Origin of the sequence: Nostoc parmelioides FACHB-3921, from assembly GCF_014696625.1 — a bacterium.
Classification (GTDB): Bacteria; Cyanobacteriota; Cyanobacteriia; order Cyanobacteriales; family Nostocaceae; genus Trichormus; species Trichormus parmelioides.
On sequence record NZ_JACJQL010000005.1, the window covers coordinates 73,963 to 96,542 of the forward strand.

Consider the following 22,580-nt stretch of genomic DNA (forward strand, 5'->3'; position numbering starts at 1 on the left):
TAAAAGACTGGAATTACAGTAACCATTTTTTGATACAGTGATGCTTTGTCGATCGCTGGAATGTCTATGTCCCAGGTATCGCTTCCCCAATCGCTTCAGAAAGACCAACCCCTCACCGCTCTTGCACCCATGCAGGATGTGACCAACCTCTGGTTTATGAAGGTCATTGCCCACTATGGTAGTCCTGACTACTTCTTTACAGAGTATTTTCGCGTAAATGATACCTCACGTCTTAATCGTGGTATTCTGTCAGCCATTACCGAAAATGATACGGGTCGCCCTGTTTTTGCCCAAATGATTGGCGAAAGCATTCCCGACTTAGTGAGAACCGCAAAGGAACTCTGCCGCTACAATATCGCTGGAGTTGATTTGAACATGGGCTGTCCCGCACCAAGAATCTATCGTAAAAATGTCGGGGGTGGATTGCTACTCTCACCAGCTAAGGTGGAGCAGATTTTGGCAGAATTGCGTCAAGCCGTGAGCGATCGCCCTTTAACAGTCAAGATGCGGGTAGGCTTTGAAAATACAGACACCTTTTACGAAATTCTTGATATCGTCAATTGCCACAACATTGATTTGCTGAGTTTGCATGGTCGCACAGTCAAAGATATGTACCACGGGGCAGTGAAATATGATTTGATTGCGGAAGCTGTGAAACGGGTGGATTGTCCAGTACTGGCTAATGGCAATATTCACTCCGCCGCAACTGCCCTAGAAGTACTAGAGCAAACAGGTGCGGCGGGTGTGATGGTGGGACGCTGGGCGATTGGGAATCCGTGGCTATTTCATCAAATTCGCCAGGCTTTACGCAAAGAGCCAATTACCCCTGTTCCTTTAGCAGAGGTACGCAACTATATTGATCGTTTATGGCAAACCCCGACAGCCGCAACTATGCCAGAGCGATCGCGCGTAGGCTACTTAAAAATGTTCCTCAATTATATTGCCCTGAGTGTTGATGTTGAAGGTCAGTTCCTGCGGCTGATGCGACGGACGCAGACCGAGGTGGAAATGTTTAACCTTTGCGATCGCTTTCTGCTTAGTGATCGAACGCAAACTTTAGCCTTAGCACCTTACTCAGGCGTATAACTACTCCCCACCGTAGACAATCACCAAAGAGAGCAGGGGAGGTAGGGGAAGAAGAGAAGCAGGGGAGAAATATAAGAAGCCGGGGAGCAGGGAGCAGGGGAGAAAGTATCTTCACTTCTCTGTTCCTCTACCTCTTCGGTCAATAGTAAATAGTCCACATTCCAAAAACCTTGATTTTGACTATTGACAAAAAAACCAGAAAATTAGTCATACTGCGTAAGTCCTAGTACTATCTCTTTTGACTAAAAAAGGAGATAAAAGCAGATTTTCTACGGCTTTACCTTGTAATAGGTCAACTAACATCGTCATTGCAGACTCACCCATTTCTAACATTCGTTGGCTGACTGTTGTTAGGGGTGGGGTAATATAACTGCTCAGAGCAATGTTATCAAATCCCACGAGGCTTAAATCTTCTGGCACGGAAATACTTAGTTCTTTACAAGCTAAAAGAGCGCCAATTGCTACCATATCGTTGTAACAAAAAATGCCAGTTACACCAGCTTCAACTAGTTGAGGTAGCATTTTTTTGCCAATATCAATATCGTTGATGATTTTTGGGTCTTGGTTAATTGCCACCCAAGCCGGATTTTGTGGTAGACCTGCTTGGTTCATAGCTATTCTATATCCTTCTAAACGCTGTTGATCTGCCTTGCTGCCATCACCCACCCCTAGATAGGCAATAGAAGTGTGTCCCATCTCGATTAAATGTTCTACTGCTAAAGAGCCACCTAAGCGATCATCTATAGCTACTGAGTGAAATGTTTTGCCTTGATCTTCGGTGTCAATATTAATTAGAACTGTTGGCACAGTAAATTGTGTTAACTGTTTGGTGTACTGTTTACTAATTCGTGAGTCCGCTACCAAGATACCGTCCACTCTCCGATAATGAAAGTTCTCGATAGCTCCTATTTCTTGCTCAAAATCTCCGTGTGAAGCACTTAACAAAACATTTAAGCCTGCAAGTCTGGCAATCTGTTCAATTCCTTCTACTAACTCACCAAAAAAGGGATCAGCAATGGAAGTGACCACTACCCCAACAGTATAAGTGCGTTGAGTTTGTAAACTTTTAGCGATCGCATTAGGGACATAGTTCATCTCCTGTGCGAGTTTTTTGATGTCCTCCCGTACCTGAGAACTAATTAGGGGACTGTCTCGTAAAGCTCGTGAAACTGTGGAATGAGAAACGCCTGCTTTTCGAGCAATATCTTCAATGGAAATCTTTCGTTCACTCATTTTCAGTATTGCTGTAGGTAACGTAAATAAACTTAACATATATTTTATGCACAGGTGTGCAAAGATAAAAAGCATAGGTTATGCACACCTGTGCATAACCCATTTCAATAATTCTTGTGGACTAAAACTCAATACTCAGTACGCAAAACTTTACAAGTCAACTATTCACCAAAAAATCTCATAACCAAATATGAAAAAGTCTTTCCCCTCAGTCATTACACCCTTACGCCCATACCCCCACTCTTGAATCCCTCATCCCTATTTTCAAAACAGGTCGGCATAAATATCTATCGTTAGGATAAGGCAGAAAATACCCGCGAAAAGGGACGATTAAAGTGGGTTTTAATCTAGTTAACTTTTCTACACATATTTAAATTTCTCCCAGTTTTTCTACTTAGGATATAGATGGATGTGAAAAAACAAGCGATGTCTAAAGACAAGCTGCTACGCGTCTACGCAGCAATGTTATTAAGTATTGTCAGTGGTACTCTTGTCAGCTGCACAAACATTTCTCCCAATAGCCAAAGGGCTGCTAACACTGATGCTAATACCCAGACCAACAATGAATCTCGGCATAAATTGCGATCGGTTGGTGTTACCCTGGGCGATTTGAGTAACCCTTTCTTCGTTGTCATGGCCCAGGGAGCCGAGAAAGAAGCCAAGAAAATCGGTGGTGAGGATGTCAGAGTAACTGTAGTTTCTAGTGGCTATGACCTGAACCAGCAATTCAACCAAATTGAGAATTTCGTTGCTGCTAATACTGACCTAATTATCATCAATGCTGCTGACAGTAAAGGAATCAGACCAGCCGTTGACCAAGCAAGGCAAGCAGGTAAGGTTGTCATTGCAGTAGATACGGCAATAGAAGCAGACATAGATGCTACCGTCACCACCAATAATGTGCAAGCTGGAGAAATTAGCTGCCAATACATAGCCGATCGCCTCAAAGGCAAAGGTAATGTAGTCATAGTCAACGGGCCGCCAGTAACATCGGTAATTCAGCGAGTGGAAGGCTGCTTGAAAGTATTAGCCAAATATCCCGATATCAAACTACTTTCTAAAGACCAGAACGCAGAAGGTAGCAGAGATGGCGGACTCAGGGTGATGAGCGATTTGCTGGTAACTTTTCCCAGGATTGATGCTGTCTTTGCCATCAACGATCCTAGTGGTGTGGGAGTAGACCTCGCCGCCAACCAAGCCAAACGCCAAGACTTTTTCATTGTGGGAGTTGACGGTGCGCCAGAAGCCATAGAAGCGATCGCCTCTGGAGATAGTCTATATGCCGCAACAGCGACGCAAAATCCCAGAGGGATGACGCAAAAAGCCGTTCAGGTAGGCAACGACATTTTAAATGGCAAAAAGCCTGAATCACCAAATATTTTGATTCCCGCCAAGTTGATTACGAAAGAGAACGTTAGTACATCGACAGGCTGGTAATTAAGCTATTACACCTTTTACACAATCAATCATGAGGTTCGTTGAATGTTGACTGCTGACAGTTAACAGTCAACGGTCAACAGTCAACATTTAATAATCATGACAACAAATATTAAAACAAATTTTTCTCCGCCTGCAACTGCCACCCCTGTATTAGAAATGCAGGGGATTGGGAAACGATTTCATGGTGTCGCGGCTTTGCAAGGTGTCAATCTCACCATTTATCCGGGGGAGGTTCACGCCCTCATGGGTGAAAATGGGGCTGGTAAAAGCACATTGATGAAAATTCTCGCTGGGGCTTATATTGCCGATGAAGGGGAGATTCGCATCAATGGTAAAGGGGTGAAAATTACCGATCCGGGAACAGCGCGTAAAGCGGGTATCAATCTGATTTATCAAGAATTGAATGTCGCACCCAATTTAACCGTTACCGAAAACATTTTTATGGGAAGCGAGTTAAAACGGGGTCAATTTTTAGACCGCAAAGCGATGGAAATCGAAGCCCAGCAAGTGTTAGCAAGCTTGGGGACTAGTTTTGCACCCAATGATATTGTCGGCACTTTGGCGATCGCCGAACAGCAGCAAGTAGAAATTGCTAGAGCCTTGAAAGACAATAGCCGGATTTTGGTAATGGATGAACCAACAGCCGCACTGTCTGACCGCGAGACTGAGCGTTTGTTTGAGGTGATTCGCAAACTCCGCAATGATGGCATTGCCATTATCTACATCAGTCATCGCATGGAAGAAATCTATGCCCTAGCTGACCGGATTAGTGTACTACGGGATGGTCAATACATCGGCAGTTTGACCCGTGATGAAATTTCTCCCCAGCGATTGGTACAGATGATGGTCGGTCGTTCCATGCAGGACTTTTATGAACATCAACGGCAAACAAATCCCGGCCCAGTGGTGCTAGAAGTTAGGAATATCAGTGATGGGCGCAAAGTCCAACCAGCGAGTTTTCAACTGCGGGCTGGGGAAATTCTCGGACTCTCTGGGTTAGTTGGTGCAGGACGCACAGAGGTATCCCGGCTGATTTTTGGCGCAGATCGCAAAGTAAGCGGTGAAGTATTTTTAAATGGCAAAAAACTAGCGATTAATTCACCTAGTGATGCGATCGCTGCCGGGATTGGCTATGTCCCAGAAGACCGCAAAGACCAAGGTTTATTTCTGGAGATGAGTTCCCGTAAGAACATTGGCTTGAATAGACTCAAGCAAGATGCAAAGGGGGGCATCGTTAACTGGGGTTCAGTCAATAAGATTGCCTCGGATGCAGTAGAAAACTTCCATATCCGCTTGGCGAACTTAGAAATTAGAGCCGTGGATCTTTCCGGTGGAAATCAACAAAAACTGCTCCTGGCGCGTTGGTTAGCCATCAATCCCAGAGTCTTGATGCTAGATGAGCCAACAAGGGGCGTAGATATCGGAGCCAAAAGTGAAATTTACCGCATTATCAGCGACTTATCAGCCCAAGGGGTGGCAATTCTCATGGTTTCCAGCGAACTACCAGAGATTGTTGGCTTGAGCGATCGCGTTTTAGTGATGCGAGAAGGACAACTAGTAGGTGAACTAGACAATAGCCCCGGCAAAGAAATCACCCAAGAAAACATTATGCACTATGCAACTGGAGCATCGGAGGTAACCGCATCATGAGTCAAACCTTAAGACCTGCCAACAAAAGACCAAGTGAGCATCCCAAATCACCCCAGCGTCAATCAATCAATAATCTCCTACAAGTTGTCGGGATTTTGCCAATCCTGGTAATCATCTGCATCTTATTTTCTTTCCTTAGCCCCAACTTTCCCACAGCCGGCAACGCCATCAACATTTTACGTCAAGCCTCAATCAATATTGTGCTGGCAACCGGGATGACCTTTGTGATTCTCACTGGCGGTATAGACCTTTCTGTGGGGTCAATCTTAGCGGTGTCTGCGGTAGTTACTGTTTTAGTATCACTGCTTCCCGCTATAGGTTGGGCTGCTATACCTGTTGGTTTACTGACAGGATTACTTTTGGGTTTACTCAATGGCGCTCTCATCACCTTCCTAGATGTGCCGCCCTTTATTGTCACCTTGGGTTCACTCACTGCCTTGCGGGGTACTGCCTTTTTAATCGCCAATGGGACAACAGTAATTAATCGTAATATCAATTTTGCCTGGATAGGTAATAGCTATGTAGGCTTCCTTCCCTGGTTAGTCATCATTGCCCTATTGACTGTCGCCGTGAGTTGGTTCGTCCTCAGGCAAACTGTTTTGGGTGTGCAGATATATGCAGTTGGTGGTAACGAACGCGCCGCACGATTAACAGGAATTAAAGTCAATCGCGTGTTGCTATTTGTTTATGGTTTGAGCGGATTACTAGCGGGTTTAGCCGGAATTATGAGCGCCAGCCGCCTCTATAGCGCCACCGGGATGTTAGGACAGAGCTACGAATTAGATGCGATCGCTGCCGTAATTCTTGGTGGAACCAGCTTCACAGGCGGCATCGGCACCATAGGCGGCACACTCCTTGGCGCATTAATCATCGCCGTTCTCAACAACGGTTTGACCCTATTAAATATGTCTTTCTTCTGGCAACTAGTCGTCAAAGGACTAGTAATTATCGCCGCAGTCATGATTGACAGACTCCGCAGACGTTCCCGACGGTAAAAAAGCAGGGAGCAGAGAGCAGAACTTACTCAACGACTTTCCCCCCACACCCTCCTTCTTATCTTTCCTCCTCTCCCTCTCTTCTCTGCGTCTCTGCGCCTCTGCGTGAATAAATCCAATCCTAATTGAGCAACGCCAAACTTTTTATAAGAGATATAAATATGACATTCACTACAGAACGTCGTAAATCCAACACCTTCTATGTGATTATGATTGCCGGTGCTGCTGCCCTTGGTGGCTTTCTATTCGGTTTTGATACCGCCGTCATCAACGGTGCAGTTGCAGCGCTGTCCAAAGCTTTTAATGCCAACAGTTTGCAGACTGGCTTGGCAGTATCTCTAGCATTGTTGGGGTCTGCCGTAGGAGCCTTCTATGCAGGGAAGATTGCCGACCGATATGGCCGAGTTAAGGCAATGCTCGTGGCTTCAGTTTTATTTACCATCAGTGCCATTGGCTCTGGACTTCCCATCACCATCTGGGATTTTACCTTTTGGCGACTATTAGGTGGGCTAGCCGTCGGTGCTGCTAGCGTGATTGCCCCAGCTTATATTGCCGAATGTTCTCCCACCCATTTGCGGGGCAGACTAGGATCACTCCAACAACTAGCGATCGTGGTAGGGATTTTCATCGCCTTGTTATGCGACTACTTTATAGCTGTATCAGCAGGTTCAGCTGAGTCGCCATTTTTGTTTGGTATAGCCGCTTGGCGGTGGATGTTTTGGACAGAAATTCCCCCAGCCGTGCTTTATGGAATGGCAGCTTTGATGATTCCCGAATCTCCCCGGTACTTGGTTGCCCAAGGAAGGGAGCCAGAAGCGGCTAATGTTCTCGGCAAGATTTTGGGCGGTAATGTCATGGCAAAAATTGCCGAAATTCGCCAAACAGTGATGCGGGAACGCCAGCCACAGTTTTCTGACCTTTTACGCCGGAGTGGCGGACTCCTGCCAATTGTTTGGATCGGCATCGGCTTATCTTTACTCCAGCAATTTGTTGGCATTAATGTCATCTTTTACTACAGCAGCGTTTTGTGGCGAGCCGTCGGGTTTTCTGAAAAAGATTCTCTCACGATCACCGTGATCACAGCAGCAGTCAATATTATTACAACACTAGTAGCGATCGCCTTCGTAGATAAATTTGGTCGCAAACCTCTGCTAATTCTAGGGTCTATCGGCATGACCGTGACCTTGGGAACGATGGCTGCGATTTTTAGCGCCGCTCCGACTGATGCGGCGGGCAACCCTACACTGACCGGAAGTGCAGGTATTATGGCTCTTTTTGCCGCCAACCTCTATGTATTTTGCTTCGGTTTCTCCTGGGGGCCAGTCACCTGGGTACTGTTGGGAGAAATGTTTAATAACAAAATTCGGGCTGCGGCGCTTTCGCTTGCGGCTGCTATGCAATGGGTAGCAAATTTCGCCGTTTCCACCACATTCCCGCCCATCCTGCAATATTTTGGCTTGGGTTCTGCCTACGGACTCTATACAATTGCGGCGGCTATCTCCATCTTTTTCGTTCTCTTTTTTATTAAGGAAACCAAAGGGATTGAATTAGAAGATATGTAAGTAAGGAAAGTAACCGGGAATAAGGAACAGTTTTGTAAGTCCCAATAATACACAAGTTGAAATCTCTCAAATGCAGATATAAAGAGAGGTTTCTAATTTGTAATGCAGATTTTTACCCAATTCTAGCCAAATACCATACTACATCCAATGCTGAAACATCTTTTGTGCAGTGTTCCGCTCTTATTGTTGACATCGACCGCAGTCTGGGCAGAACCCTCAAATAATGTTGACACCTTACAAGGACAAGTCACATCAGTTTCCCAGTTTTCCGATGTCCAACCAACCGATTGGGCATTTGCAGCATTGCAATCATTAGTAGAACGCTACGGCTGTATTGCAGGTTATCCTAATTCTATTTATAGGGGTAATCGCGCCTTAAGCCGTTATGAATTCGCCGCAGGTATAAATGCTTGCTTGAATCGCATCAATGAGTTAATTGCCACAGCTACCGGCGATTTAGTCAGTAAAGCAGATTTGTCCGTATTACAAAAATTACAAACAGATTTTGCCACAGAATTGACAACCCTACGCGGTCGAGTAGATAATTTAGAAGCACGGACAGAGACGCTGGAACAGCAGCAGTTTTCCACCACCACTAGGCTGAATGCTCAAATTATTACTGCCATTAGCGATACCTTTGGCAACAAAGTAGGTAGTACGCGCGATGAATCTAACCTATTTTTTGCAACTCGTGGTCGTCTCAATTTGGAGAGCAGTTTCACAGGCAAAGATTTATTGCGAGTCCGGCTAGAGTTTGGCAACTTTGCTAATACCAATGGCTCCAGCCAAATAGCCGCCGCCACAGGCACAGGGATGACGCGCCTAAACTTCGATAATGACAGCAACAATACACTTTTCGTCCCCCACATCCGTTACTACTTCCCCGTTAGTGATTCCCTCTCCTTCGTCGTCGGCCCCACAGGTATTGGCTACAACGACATCACAGATAACGTGACTCCTGCCACGATCGCCGATGATGGTAATGGGATTCCCTCATTATTTGGTAAAAATAGTTTACTGTTCGAGCGGGGTGGAGGTGGCGCAGCAGCTAACTGGAGGATTCGTAAAGATTTAGTTTTAACTCTCGGCTATTTAGCCAACAGTCCCAACAACCCCACACCCACCAATGGTTTATTTGATGGCGGCTACAATGCTCTAGCCCATCTAGTCTATTACGGACAGCAAGGAGCAATTGGTGTTGCCTATTCTCATGGATACAACCCTCCTGGCACTGTGGACATCACTGCCGGTAGAGGTAGCGCCTTATCCAGCGCCCCCTTTGGCAACAGTATTGCTACTTCTAACAGTATTGTTGGTGTACAGGGATACTATCGCTTTTCCCCCAAATTCCAAATTCACGCTTGGGGCGGGTATATTTGGGCGACTGCCAAGAACTCTGGTTTTAGTGATATCTCTAATGGCAGGGGTGCTACTGATTCTCTGTTCGTCAACAGTGGTGATAATGCTAATGCCTGGTTTGGGGCAATTGGTCTGTCATTTCCTGATGTCGGTGGTAAGGGCAATTTACCAGGAATTCTCTTTGGTTTGCCACCGCGTGTTTCTAACAGTAACGTCCGTGAAGAAAGTGATAACTCTTACCACCTAGAAGCCTTCTATCGTTGGCGACTTAACGATAATATATCTATAACTCCTGGCTTTTGGATGATTCTTAACCCAGAAAATAATCGCAATAACGATACTCAATATGTGGGAGTAGTTCGTACAACATTCGATTTCTAAGTAAGCCACTGACAAAACAAATGCACCTAACGAGTAGGTGCATTGATTAGGCAATTTCAGAAAGAGCAGTAGTATGTAAAACTAAGTAAGTAATAACTTAGAGTGAATAGAGTTTATCTGAATACGGCATAAAATATCTCAGTAAATATACTGCATTTTCGACTAAAACTAATGAAAGCAGTGATGATTGGTATTTTTACCATGAGCAAATTCTCTTAAGTAATAAATCTTAAACTTGTGATGTTTAGATGACAATCTCTGCACAAAAAAACCTCCCTGAGTGGAGAGGATTTAATGGATTAACGTGAATTAAGTGAAACAGATATTTATTACCTGTGTTGCTCCATCATTTAACTTCTTCATACCAAATACCCACGGTTTCAAAAGAAGCATAGGCAAGCTTGAGAAAATTTACCACTCTCTGTTTGCTGATGATGCCAAATTCTTTATACTCTCTGGCATCTGCAAAGGTTAATCTATGCTGGTCTATTATATTTCTTTCTTTATACGCAAGTTTGGGAAAGTCTATAGCCTTAACATTATATTTTTTTACCACTTCTTGGATTGTTGCATCTGAGTTTACGTGTTCCCAGTCATCGCATAGACCGAGATTTTTCACTAATATATGAGGAACTTTACCACCATAACTATTTACAGACTGCTTAAATAGATTGAGACTGTCATACCCTCCTGTTGACACAAACCACTTACAAAAATCAACCCCTTGCGACTCTCCTAGTTCAATTAAATGATTCTTCTCAATCCATCCCTTAACTGCTCTATGAGATTGAGCCGCAAGATTAGCAATCACTGTTTTATTCATTGCTATCTCAAAAATTTTATCCGCCTTATCTGCGTGCTTTTCATCCTCTGTAAATACCGCATACTGACATATACCTTTGTACACCCCAGCTACATCTGGATTTGACCTATCGGTTTCTACAGGTACAAATGGCATATTATTATCCAGACAATACTGAATCATCGTTCTAGCTACTAAAGACTTTCCTACCCCTCCCTTTTCTCCATCTATCAAATGAATTGTTGGCATAGCTGCACCTCTTTATCATTAAACCTAGTATTGATTTCCTGATTTTATCAGGGTTAATGTTGAGCAAAAATTTGCCGCACCGTGCAAATATCATCTTTGGATGACGTTATAGCTTAGTATAAGAATCCGATTTAATTCTTGAACAAATCGAAGTATCTGTATGCTAGGCAATGCCCACCATATCATAGTGTTTATAGTTGAGCCTGCGGCAATCTCAAATTCATGGTTTAGCCCATCTGCGTAACATAACTTTACTATCCCTGCTGATTTCCATATATCCCTCTGGAATAACTGGCGATAAAATCATTGATACTTCCTCTAAATGTGAGATCAAAATCCTCTGTTTCTTGCTCTTACTCGGTTTTACTTTTCTCTCGTCAAGATTAAGAGAACACACGGAGGCAAGGATAAACACAGATAAGCTAATGCGCGCCCAAATTGTATAACTACTAATAAGGACTATCAACTGTCAACTGTCAACTGTCAACAGTTAACAGCCATCACGATGGATTGTGCAACTTAAAAGCAGAATAGCTTAATATGAAAATTTGGTTTAATTTTTGTCTAAAATTGGCTATTTGTAGCGTGTTTGCCAAAATTAAAGTTAGGATCATCGAAGCCTTTCTCGGTTATGCGATCGCTAACATAGCCTGATCAGATAACATGATCAAAATAGTGCGAAAAAATTTTGCATTGGGTTAAGCAGAGAGTAGCCTAATATAGTTCTCATGTACTATTTAATCTTGTCTTTTTAGCAATCAAATTTGATTTAGATATTTACCAAATATTAATCTAGATTAAGTATTTTACGAAAATTAATATATATTCTCACCATGTTTCAGAAGCTAAATATTAAATCAATTTTTTTAAAATTGCTGCGTCTCCCATTTAAACTGTTGCCGTCTCAATTAATTACTATCACTGTTGTACTAACTCTTATATTATTTTTGCCGCAAACATGGGTTACTTGGCAAGCTTACAATGATTTTAATAGTATTATCAAAAATGAACTAAGGCTACAGAGTCTTAGCGAAAAAATTACTTATTATGATGAAGTTCTGACAATGTCAGCACGCATGAATGCTGTTACAGGTAATTCTATATGGGAAAAAAGATATCGTCAATTTGAACCTTTATTAGATGCGGTAATCAAAGAATCTATTCAACTTGCTCCCGAAGTTTATAATAATCAAGATGCTAAAGAAACTGATTTAGCAAATAAACGTTTAGTGGAGATGGAATATAAATCTTTCGATTTAGTAAGAAAAGGCCAAATGCTAGCTGCAAAAACACTTTTATTAAGTTCACAATATGAATCAGAGAAACGAAAGTACGCATCTGGTGTGAATAAAATAAATCAAGCGATCGCTATACTGATAGATGAAAGAATCTTAAAATATAAAATATATCTATTGTGGTCAGTTGGTGGCTCAGTTACTAGTTTAGCTTTTCTTATACCTTCATGGTTATTGGTATTACGTTTATTAAAAAATTATCTAAGAACTAGTAAGATAGCTCAAATAACGCTCAAGGATCTCAATCATGAATTAGAGATGCGCGTAGAAAAAAGGTCAAAAGAATTGCGATCTAAAAATGATCAATTAACCCAAACATTACAAGAATTACAACAAACTCAACTTCAACTAATTCAAACCGAAAAAATGTCATCCTTGGGTGAAATGGTGGCTGGTATTGCCCATGAAATCAATAATCCAATTACTTTCGTTAAAAACAACGTTAGTTATGTAAAGGAATATTCTCAAGATTTATTAAATTTAATCCAAAATTATCAAGAGTATTACACCCAACCCCCCGATATTATCCAAGCACAAATTAACGATATCGATTTAGAATTTATCCAAGGAGATTTTATCAAAATCCTAAACTCTATAGAATATGGCACCAATAGAGTTGAGAAAATTGTTAAATCCCTACGGAACTTTTCTCGCCTTGACGAAGCCGAAATTAAATCAGTCGATATTCATGAAGGAATTGATAGCACTCTGATGATTCTATCTCACCGATTGATGTCTACAGACCAACATCCAGAAATTTTGCTAATTAAAGAATATACTTCATTACCATTGGTTGAATGTTATCCTGGTTTACTCAATCAGGTATTTATGAATATTCTTGTTAATGCCATAGATGCTTTACATGAATATAATTGGCAAAGCACAGAGGATGAAATTAAGAATAGCCCTGCCATAATTCGGATTTGCACTCATCAAATGAATGAATCTTGGATACAAATTCGGATTATCGATAATGGTACAGGTATTCCAGAAAATAACCGCGACAAATTATTTAATCCGTTTTTTACAACTAAGCCATTAGGTCAAGGTACTGGCATAGGATTATCAATTAGTTACCAGATTATTGTGGATAAGCATACTGGAAAGCTGTATTGTAATTCTACTGAAAAACAAGGTACAGAATTTGTCATTGAAATTCCTATTATGCAGAATTTATCTACCAAATTAGATATCGGTATTTAACAATTGCCGAAGTAAAAATAGGTGTCCCTGGGCTTTGGAGTTGTCGGACAAGTCTAATAGTTTCTGGACAAACTGCCGCTAGGGAATGTTATGTTCCCGGACGAAAGCGAAGATGATCGGGTATATGATGGCGATCGCCTAATATTTCGAGCAAAGGGCCATTAACGTCAAACTTTACCATACTTACCGACGCGACCAAAATATTCACCCGATAGCGATAGCGTCCCAAGTCAATTCCCAGTAAGCTACAAAGCATAATCCGAATCGTGGCTTTATGAGAAACTACTAAAACATTTCCTTGGGGGTGTTTTTCCTGAATTTCAGCAATGACAGGCATAGAACGGTTAGCGATATCTACCGCCGTTTCTCCACCTATTGGTGCATTCCAAGCGGGTTCTGTCAACCATTTGACATAGTTTTGGGCATAATTCTCTTGGGCAAAAGATTTACTCTTAGTTTCCCATTCGCCGTAACTACCTTCTCTAAGTCCGTCACGCAACTGCATTTCCATACCGATAGCATCACAAAATGGCTTGGCTGTGGCAATTGTGCGCTTCATCGGACTAGCATAAACCGCTTCCCACTTCAATTTTTGATAAACATGGGCAAAACTCTCTGCCATCTGCACCCCTTCAGAGGTCAAATCCGCATCAGTTTCACCGCAGAAATTACCACTTTGACTAAAAGTCGTTTCTCCATGTCGCAGTAAATATAAATTCAGTGTCATAGCTTATATTGCGATTGGAATAAGGGAGTGCAGAAATAAACTATCATCAATCTCACAATCGAGTATGTATAGCTGTTAACTGTTGACCGTTAACAGTCAACAGTCAACAACCCTTATTAGTAGTTATACAATTTGGGCGCGCATTAGCTTACCTCATTCTTGAATTTAAACGCAGTGAATGACCATCAAGTATTAACTAAATCTCAATTACGCCGGAGTTTAATCAAAACTAGACAGTCCATGTCTGTTGGAGAATGGAGAGAAAAGAGCGATCGCATCTCTCATCTATTACAATCATCCACTGTTTTTACCCAAGCAAAAACAGTACTTGCCTATTTCAGCTTTCGTCAAGAACCTGATCTTAGCTCCTTATTTGTCCATACTCACCACCGTTGGGGATTTCCTCGCTGCGTTGATCAATCCCTCAGATGGCATAGTTGGATACCTCAAGATTCCTTAATTATCAACGCTTACGGTATCAAAGAGCCTGATCCACAAGCACCAACCATAGACCCTGAGGAAGTTGATTTAATTCTTGTTCCCAGTGTTGCTTGTAACTATCAAGGATACCGTTTAGGCTACGGTGGGGGATACTACGATCGCCTACTGAGTTCTCCAGAATGGTCAAAAAAGCCTACTATCGGCATTGTTTTTGATTTTGCTTATTTGCCTCAATTACCCATAGAAAATTGGGATCAGCCTTTACAAGCAGTCTTGACAGAAACATCTTTTCATGTTAATAGTTAACGGCTAACTGTCAACCGTCAACTGTTAACGAACAGAATGAATTGGAAAACGCAAAATTCACCCTGGCGAACGCTGGTAATGTATGGTTTGTTAGGTGCGATCGCCTTAATCACTCTCTTCCCTCTGTTGTGGCTCATCAGCACTGCTTTAAAATCACCTACAGAAAATATCTTTCAGTCTCCACCGCAGTTATTACCAAGTCAACCGACTGTAGATAATTTTTTTAAGGTGTGGAATTCTCTACCATTTGGACAATATTTATATAACAGTACTTTAGTATCCGTACTGACTGTAGGGTTAAATCTGTTATTTTGCTCCTTAGCCGCTTACCCCTTAGCAAGGCTATCATTTCCGGGGAGGGACTGGATTTTTATTGCGATCGTTTCTACGATTATGATTCCCTTCCAAATCGTGATGATACCACTGTACATTTTGACTGTGCAGTTGGGCTTACGTAATACTTATCTCGGTATGATGTTTCCCAGCTTGGCTTCTGCTTTTGGTATTTTCCTTTTAAGACAAGCTTTTATGGGTGTTCCCAAAGAAATAGAAGAAGCTGCCAGGATGGATGGTAGTTCGGAGTTAGGCTTATGGTGGCATGTTATGTTACCTGCTGTCAGACCAGCATTGGTAACTCTGGCTATTTTCGTATTTATCGGCGCTTGGAGTGACTTTCTATGGCCGTTGATTGTGATTCAAGATGAGAATTTGTATACCTTACCTTTGGGTGTGGCGAAACTGGCGGGGACGTTTTCTCTTGACTGGCGTTTGGTTGCGGCTGGTTCCGTAATTGCGATCGCCCCTGTACTGATATTATTTCTCATACTACAGCGTTACATCGTAGAAACAGATATTGGTAGTGGTGTGAAAGGTTAACTAACAAGCACCGCTTTTTTTCAGCACTACCCACACGGTTTTCAATATCAGATTGAGGTCATAAGTTATAGACCACTTACGTTGATAATCTAAATCCATCTGTACGATAGTTTCAAAATCTTTAATATTGGAACGACCCTTAGTTTGCCATTCTCCCGTCATTCCTGGTTTAACCCGTAATCTTTCCCAGTGACGTGGTTCATAATGAACGACTTCATCAGGTGTGGGTGGACGGGTTCCCACTAAACTCATATCCCCTATCAGAACATTCCAAAATTGGGGAAACTCATCTAAGCTGGTACGACGCAAAAATTTACCCATAGGGGTGATACGTGGGTCATTCACCGATTTAAATATGTGACCCTGAGCTTGGTTTTTTACCAAATGCTTAACTTTATCGGCGTTAACCACCATAGACCGAAATTTCCAAATGCGGAAATGTCTACCGTTCAGACCGCAACGAATTTGAGAATAAAATATGGGGCCAGGATCATTAATAATAGTAAGTATAGCGATGGGAACTGTGATAATAGCTGTAATTATCAGCCCCACAATAGCACCAATAATATCAATTAATCTTTTTCTAACGCTAATAGTTGAATAGTGTACAGGCTGTTGTAAAAAGTCCGCATTTGTTGGATGATTCACGATAGCTAATCTATCCATAGTAAAATGTTCCGGCTCAGGTGTAAAATCGGGTACGGACATGACTGTAAAGTTAAATTTTCAGTTTTTGGTCAAATAAATTATTCTATGCTAGGTGTAAATATACACAAAAAGTCACTGGCATTAGAAATTTACTGCCCGTAGTTCATACAATCTTTTAATTTGACTGGGGCATTTTAAGTTTTGGTTATGTTTTAATTAAGTATATTCAGCAAAATATGGAGGCGATCGCTGCGCCATAGATCAGTACTAGTCAAAACTACCCCACACAACTGAATAATTTTAGGTACAGCCTCCATCTGGGAAAATTTTTTGTCAAACTGAGGTGATTTTTGATTTATGGAGTCAAGATTTATTGTAATCTTGATAAACCATTGACCTTTTTAAATTACACACTCACTCGTATGGTTTGTTGACAGTTGACGGTTAAATGTCAACCGTCAATATGAAAAGATGTGCAAGTTAAAGCAAAAGCAGCTTCAGGCTTCTTTTGTTTTCTTTGCCTACTGCCAATCAATTTCGCAACCGTGTCTAACATAATAGGTTGATTTACCATTGACCAATTGTTACTACAAAGGCTAAAGTATCAGCTTTAATGTCTTGAGTTTGCAGTGGAACTATTTGCATCTGCAAACGTCTCGATGTCAGAAAATAGGCAAAAATATCACCTTCCCACAGCACTTTCCGGAAAGTTTAAAAAACACCGGAAAATATTGCAAATAATCTCTGTAGCTCCTCACAATTCACACGCATGAAGTCACCTTTTCTCTTACTCGGCCTCATTAGCACAATTCTTTTATCTACTCCAGCAAATGCCGCTCGCTTAGAATCATGGAAATTTGATCCTAATCGGAATCAACTAAATATCACGACTGATTCAGAAGTTAAGCCCAGAGCTTTTTTAATTAATAATCCAGACAGAATTGTCATTGACCTACCAGGAACAAGTTTCAAAGCTAATACACAGCGTAAAAATTTTGGAGCCGCCGTGCGAGAAATTCGCATTGGTAAGGTTGAGAATAACACGGCCAGAATTGTGGTGGAGTTAGCACCAGGTTATACAACCTCTCCCGACAAGTTAGTAATTAAAGGTGATTCTGCCTCACATTGGATTCTTAATTTTTCAGCTATTAAGAAGGAATCTGATAATACAGTATCCGGTGAAGAAAAAATCTCAATTCCTGTCAGTAATAATTTAGAATTTGCGGGAGTTGTTCCTTTAAGTAGAGAAATATCACAGCTAGATTCTCAAATTAAACGATTGATGAACCGCTATAGTTCTCTCTCAGCCGGGATGTTTTTCTTAGATATGGAAACCGGCGAGTATCTAGATATCAATGGAGAAAAAACATTTGCCGCAGCCAGCACAATTAAATTTCCGATTCTCATTGCTTTGTTTGAAGAAATCGATGCTGGCAGAATTAACCCAAATGAAACTTTGGTAATGCGGCGTGACTTGATGACTGGTGGTTCGGGAACGATGCAATATAGAAAAGCAGGCAGTAGATTTAAGCTGATGGAAACTGCTAGCAAAATGATGATTATCAGCGATAATACCGCCACGAACATGATTATTGACCGATTAGGTGGTAAAAATCGATTAAATCAAAGATTTCGCACTTGGGGACTACAAAATACAGTCATTCGCAATTTGCTAGGAGATTTCAAAGGAACTAACAAAACTAGTCCTAAAGATTTAGTGCGTTTAGCCGCCTTGATTTCCAACAATAAGTTGCTAAGTGCTACCAGCAACTCACGGGTTATGGACATTATGAGTCGCTGTAAAAATAGAAGCTTGTTGCCAGTAGGCCTGGGTAAAGGTGCAGTCATCGCCCATAAAACAGGGACTCTTGGAAGAGTTTTAGGAGACGCGGGAATTATCCAAACACCTTCTGGTAAACGTTATTTGGCAGGCATCATAGTAGCCAGGCCTTTTGGTGATGCTAGAGCTAGAGCTTTCATCAATCAAGTTTCTCGCCTAGTATATGGCTATCTAGACCAACCAACATCAGCGAGAAATTTCTGATTATAGCTTCATGGGATATGAGCTAAACTATTCTGCTTTTAAGTTGCATAATCCATCGTGAAGGCTGTTGACCGTTAACAGTTAACAGTCAACAGCCCTTATTAGTATTTATGCAATTTAGGCGCGCATTAGCTTAGTAGGGGTGTTGCTGTGCGCCCCTACTGTTATCTATTTGTTGCAAAGATGATGAAAATTGCTATAGTTGTCGTTCTTTTTCTAAAGCCTGAAGCAATTTATCTATATATATTTCCAACTCAGAACTGCGTCTTTGGGGCGATTCAATAATAGGTAAGCTATCGGGAAAATTCACTACATAACCACCGACTCGAATACCTAAAGGTTTTAAGTGACCACCGACTAAATAATTCTGGAAATCTGTTGGTGGCTTTTTGAAAACATTGATAAACCAGTCACCCGTTGACTTAGCAATATTATCTGATTTGAAGCGAATCAATCCCAGAAGATTAAAGAGATTGGTAGCTTGAATTAAAGCATAAGTTTCTTGAGGACTGGGTTTAACACCCCAGCCTAATCTATCAATAATATTTGCTAAAAATTTGGGAACTGCACTATCAGTACCAGTATTGACAGGAGCTAAAAGTATAGATGTCTGTCCTTTAATGAAGATGCTTTTAAAGAAAGTTTTGTCAATATTTGGATTTTCCATCCTATCCCAGTAAGTATCTGGCTCATACCCAAGATAATATTTAATTAATTGGGTTGCTTTAGCACGTTGTTGCTGGAGATCCTTCATGAGGACTTCTAGATTTTCGACAATAGCTTGAATTTTGCGTTCATTTTTCGCCTGCTCTGATGGGTTTGATGTTTTGGTTACGATATCACGAATCAATTCTTCCAGTTCTTTGGGCTGTTGCGGTAATGCTGAAAAAGCCTCCAAAAGAGCAATATACTTACAGCCAATACTATGTCCTATCCAGGAAAATTTCCGATCATTTAAATAAACTTGATAATCATAATTAGCAAGCTTTGCCATTCTAATTAACTCTGGGGTAATTTCATATTCTTCCCTGATTAAAAACCCTGCTTCTGCGTAATGATTAAAAGTAAAATTAAAAGGCAGAAGAATGATAGTGTAGCCGTTATAAAATAGATATTGTAATAAATAGCGATAGAATAGCATGGGGGCAAAAGTACCGAAGAAAGCCCCACCAATAAATTGAATAACACCTTTGGGTTTTGGATGTAAAGCCACCCAGCTATGAGAAACAGGTTGAAACCTCAGTTTTGCTTTCATAATTATTTATACCTGATAAACACGACAAATTGAGGACATTCTCAAGATTGAGAAGACCATGATTAAATTGAATTGTTCATAAGTAGGACTTACGCACTAAAATTTTCTGTTGAGACCGGGTGTAAGGGTTTCAAACATTTATACCCCTACACCCTTATCCAAACCCTTGACATTTCGTTTTCATGCGTAAGTCCTAATAAGTCCTTCTGCAAATATGAAACTTTAGTTATCTTATGATTACTAAAGTCGCCATCAGAAGTAAAATATTTACGTCCGTTTAGTAATCGGTTCATAATGTCATACTTTAGCCTAAATAAAAATGCCAAAGTTTTGTGATTATTGTTTACAATAAATTCTTAGACATCGCTTTAATTACTAACTTTTGACATAACTAATTTACCAACAAGTCTTGATACAACAGCAGAGGTCGTTATTCCTGAAGACGACTCATGAACCTATGTAGTTAAACAAGAGGGGATGGTAAGCATAATCTATTAATTAGTTTTTACACTTCTTCGATAGGAATCAGATTTGATTATGGAAATGCTTGAAGTATCTGTAGGGTGGGCAATGCTCACCGTATCATGGTTGTGGCGGGCATTGCTCTATGTATATTTCACAAATCAAATACTAGTCCTATAGTTTGTTAACCTATCGAGTATATGTCTGTTGATTTATAAACTTAAAAAGATTGATTCTGGCTTTATTTTCTAACAGTCTTGGGATGAATGATCGCAGTATAGTAACTTTAATTAAGGTAGGTATTGAGCAATGGTACGTTTAAAGCCGTGGCAGTGGGTGGTATTGGCAATGCCGATCGCCTCCATCATGATTTTCTTGCTAGTATCCGCAGGGATGCAGATTCATACTTGGGGAATAAGTTGGATTTGGGCTGTGTTTACCTTGGTATTTGTAGCTTGGCGTTGGTTGTTGGTGAAATGGACACAACCAGCCATCCGGCAAATAGAAGCTGCATTAGCCGAAGTTAAAGAAGAACTCAAATCTGCGGTGGAGGACACAACACCAAGCGTCAGCAGTGATAAGACACAACAAATAGAAGCAGCTTTACAGGAAATCCTGACAATTGCCCAAGGCGATCGCCCAATTTGGGAAGATTGGACAACATTTTGGCAAAGATGTCAAGATTTAGTTAGAGCGATCGCCCTGATTTATTATCCCCAGGTGCAGTATCCCTTACTAAATATCTACGTCCCCCAAGCTTACGGATTGATTCGGGGAACAGTCGATGACTTAGATCAGTGGATGCAGAAGTTATCACCAGCACTCAATCAGGTAACAATTGGGCAAGCATACCAAGCATACGAAGTGTATCGCAAACTAGAACCATCAGCGCGGAAGGTCTGGCGTGCATGGAACTGGGCGCAGTGGTTGTTAAATCCTGTGGCTGCGGCGGCTAACCGGGCAACTAAGGGAACAACTAATCAAGCAAATCAGCAATTATTGGTGAATTTAGGGCAATTGCTGCGGGAAGCTGCTTTAAACAACTTGTGTCGCCAGGCGATCGCCCTCTACAGTGGAACTACAGTAAATATCTCCACAGCTACCGTTTCTACCCCAACCTTACCAAAAACCAAAACTCAAACACTAGAAAACATTCTCGCACAAGCCCAGCCAGTCGAGAAAGTTACCCAGAAACCTGTAAATATTTTACTGGCAGGAAGAACGGGAGCAGGCAAAAGCAGTTTAATTAATACCATCTTCCAAAGTAATTTGGCAGAAGTTGATGTGTTACCCAGCACCGCCGAAATTCAAAATTACCACTGGCAAACCCAAGATGGGGAAACCTTGAATCTCTTGGACACACCAGGATACGAACAAGTTAAACGGGGCGATTTACGGGATTCCGTATTAGAATATGCCACCAAAGCCGACTTATTACTGTTAGTCACTCCTGTACTTGACCCCGCTTTACAAATGGATGTGGACTTTTTGCAAGAAATCAAAGCCACAGTTGCAGACATCCCCGCAATCGCCGTAGTTACTCAAGTAGATCGCCTGCGTCCCATCCGTGAATGGCAACCGCCTTATGATTGGGAATTGGGTAACAGACCCAAGGAAATTGCCATCCGCGAAGCTACAGAGTACCGTGCTAACTTGTTAGGAGACTTTTGTAATCTAGTCCTACCCATTGTCACAGGTGATACACAAACAGGTAGACTTGCTTGGGGAATAGAGGCTTTATCCTTGGGATTAATCCAGGCGATCGCCCCAGCCAAACAACTCAGACTCGCCCGCTTTTTGCGTAACCTAGAAGCCCGTACTGTAGCTGCTGCCAAAATCATCGACCACTACACATTACAAATGGCAACCACCCAAGGATTGACAGCATTACTCAAAAGTCCAGTGCTTCAGTTCATTTCTACCATTTCCACTGGTTCCCCAACCTTAGCTTACCTACTAGCAGAACAAATTCCCGTAGAACAGTTACCCATCGTCATTGGTAAACTGCAAATGGCTTATGATTTATTCTCCCTATTAAAAACAGAAGAATCCAGCACCCTCAACTTTGACCTCTTATCTCTGTGGCCGCTACTTTTAGAAAACCCCACCACACCAGACCGCAACGCCTGGGCTTTTGGTCATGCGCTAGTTGAATACTGGACTCAAAATTTAACAGTTGAACAATTACGGCAGCGTTTCGACTATTATTTACAGCAGATTTGAGAATCAGCGATCGCTATAATGATACCGAGCCTGAATAAACTCAATTCGGCTATCAGTCACGACATAAACAATCCGGTCAGTCTGATTAATTCGGCGTGACCAAACGTTTGCATCCCGATATTTTAATGGTTCAGGCTTGCCTGTTCCTTGAAAGGGATTGCGTCTAATCTCTTCTACTAAAGATAAGACGCGGAGTGCAGTCTTTCTATTCGTTTCTACCCAATAGGTAAGGTCTTCCAAAAATCTCTTATCAAAAACAAGGTCGCGTTCTGAATTATTTTCTAGGGAAACTTCAGATGGAGAAAGGGGTTCTGGTTCTAAATTATCTGAAGACATCGAATTT

The 22,580-nt window shown here is 41.6% G+C and carries 17 protein-coding genes; 11 read left to right on the forward strand and 6 right to left on the reverse strand.

What is annotated here, in order from left to right:
* Window positions 1-66: 66 nt before the first annotated feature.
* Window positions 67-1,086, forward strand: a complete 1,020-nt coding sequence (locus H6G14_RS05550) for a tRNA-dihydrouridine synthase family protein (protein WP_190566119.1) — start codon at window positions 67-69, stop codon at window positions 1,084-1,086.
* Window positions 1,087-1,293: 207 nt separating this feature from the next.
* On the opposite strand, the gene H6G14_RS05555 is transcribed toward H6G14_RS05550, so the two are convergent.
* Window positions 1,294-2,319, reverse strand: a complete 1,026-nt coding sequence (locus H6G14_RS05555) for a LacI family DNA-binding transcriptional regulator (RefSeq protein ID WP_242053356.1) — start codon at window positions 2,317-2,319, stop codon at window positions 1,294-1,296.
* A gap of 405 nt (window positions 2,320-2,724) precedes the next feature.
* On the opposite strand from H6G14_RS05555, the gene H6G14_RS05560 reads away from it, so the two are divergent.
* From H6G14_RS05560 to H6G14_RS05580, 5 genes are all read left to right on the forward strand, one after another.
* The gene (locus H6G14_RS05560) at window positions 2,725-3,756 is read left to right on the forward strand and encodes an ABC transporter substrate-binding protein (protein WP_190566121.1); all 1,032 of its coding nucleotides are present in this window, start codon (window positions 2,725-2,727) and stop codon (window positions 3,754-3,756) included.
* A gap of 99 nt (window positions 3,757-3,855) precedes the next feature.
* Entirely contained in the window at window positions 3,856-5,409 is a 1,554-nt protein-coding gene (locus tag H6G14_RS05565; RefSeq protein WP_190566122.1) for a sugar ABC transporter ATP-binding protein, read from the forward strand.
* Window positions 5,406-6,404, forward strand: coding sequence for an ABC transporter permease subunit (locus H6G14_RS05570; RefSeq protein WP_190566123.1), 999 nt, complete (start codon window positions 5,406-5,408; stop codon window positions 6,402-6,404). Before H6G14_RS05565 ends, H6G14_RS05570 begins: the two co-directional genes overlap by 4 nt.
* A 161-nt stretch (window positions 6,405-6,565) precedes the next feature.
* Window positions 6,566-7,966 (forward strand): sugar porter family MFS transporter, encoded by a 1,401-nt coding sequence (locus H6G14_RS05575; protein WP_190566124.1) that lies wholly within the window; start codon window positions 6,566-6,568, stop codon window positions 7,964-7,966.
* 147 nt (window positions 7,967-8,113) lie between these two features.
* The gene (locus H6G14_RS05580) at window positions 8,114-9,706 is read left to right on the forward strand and encodes an iron uptake porin (RefSeq protein ID WP_190566125.1); all 1,593 of its coding nucleotides are present in this window, start codon (window positions 8,114-8,116) and stop codon (window positions 9,704-9,706) included.
* Window positions 9,707-10,052: 346 nt separating this feature from the next.
* Here H6G14_RS05580 and H6G14_RS05585 read toward each other — a convergent pair whose 3' ends face one another.
* Window positions 10,053-10,757 carry a P-loop NTPase family protein gene (locus H6G14_RS05585; RefSeq protein ID WP_190566126.1) on the reverse strand — a complete coding sequence of 235 codons (705 nt, stop codon included), beginning with the start codon at window positions 10,755-10,757 and terminating at the stop codon, window positions 10,053-10,055.
* An 833-nt stretch (window positions 10,758-11,590) separates the two neighbouring features.
* Between H6G14_RS05585 and H6G14_RS05590 the strand changes: the two genes are divergently transcribed.
* Window positions 11,591-13,255, forward strand: a complete 1,665-nt coding sequence (locus H6G14_RS05590; protein ID WP_190566127.1) for a sensor histidine kinase — start codon at window positions 11,591-11,593, stop codon at window positions 13,253-13,255.
* An 88-nt stretch (window positions 13,256-13,343) separates the two neighbouring features.
* Here the strand turns inward: H6G14_RS05590 and H6G14_RS05595 are convergent, their stop codons facing one another.
* Window positions 13,344-13,982, reverse strand: a complete 639-nt coding sequence (locus H6G14_RS05595) for a histidine phosphatase family protein (protein WP_190566128.1) — start codon at window positions 13,980-13,982, stop codon at window positions 13,344-13,346.
* A 159-nt stretch (window positions 13,983-14,141) separates the two neighbouring features.
* On the opposite strand from H6G14_RS05595, the gene H6G14_RS05600 reads away from it, so the two are divergent.
* Window positions 14,142-14,729, forward strand: coding sequence for a 5-formyltetrahydrofolate cyclo-ligase (locus H6G14_RS05600; RefSeq protein ID WP_190566129.1), 588 nt, complete (start codon window positions 14,142-14,144; stop codon window positions 14,727-14,729).
* A 36-nt stretch (window positions 14,730-14,765) separates the two neighbouring features.
* Window positions 14,766-15,605 (forward strand): carbohydrate ABC transporter permease, encoded by an 840-nt coding sequence (locus H6G14_RS05605; protein ID WP_190566130.1) that lies wholly within the window; start codon window positions 14,766-14,768, stop codon window positions 15,603-15,605.
* On the opposite strand, the gene H6G14_RS05610 is transcribed toward H6G14_RS05605, so the two are convergent.
* Window positions 15,606-16,313, reverse strand: a complete 708-nt coding sequence (locus H6G14_RS05610) for a sugar transferase (protein WP_190566131.1) — start codon at window positions 16,311-16,313, stop codon at window positions 15,606-15,608.
* Window positions 16,314-17,022: 709 nt separating this feature from the next.
* Here H6G14_RS05610 and H6G14_RS05615 point away from each other — a divergent pair.
* A complete protein-coding gene (locus tag H6G14_RS05615; protein WP_190566132.1) occupies window positions 17,023-18,297 on the forward strand; it encodes a serine hydrolase in 1,275 nt (424 codons plus the stop codon).
* Window positions 18,298-18,493: 196 nt separating this feature from the next.
* Here H6G14_RS05615 and H6G14_RS05620 read toward each other — a convergent pair whose 3' ends face one another.
* Window positions 18,494-19,552 (reverse strand): DUF1350 family protein, encoded by a 1,059-nt coding sequence (locus H6G14_RS05620; protein WP_190566133.1) that lies wholly within the window; start codon window positions 19,550-19,552, stop codon window positions 18,494-18,496.
* A 771-nt stretch (window positions 19,553-20,323) separates the two neighbouring features.
* Here H6G14_RS05620 and H6G14_RS05625 point away from each other — a divergent pair.
* Window positions 20,324-22,237: a GTPase family protein gene (locus H6G14_RS05625; protein ID WP_190566134.1), complete on the forward strand. Its 1,914-nt coding sequence runs from the start codon at window positions 20,324-20,326 to the stop codon at window positions 22,235-22,237.
* A 3-nt stretch (window positions 22,238-22,240) separates the two neighbouring features.
* On the opposite strand, the gene H6G14_RS05630 is transcribed toward H6G14_RS05625, so the two are convergent.
* Window positions 22,241-22,573 (reverse strand): Txe/YoeB family addiction module toxin, encoded by a 333-nt coding sequence (locus tag H6G14_RS05630; protein WP_190566135.1) that lies wholly within the window; start codon window positions 22,571-22,573, stop codon window positions 22,241-22,243.
* Between the last annotated feature and the right edge of the window lie 7 nt (window positions 22,574-22,580).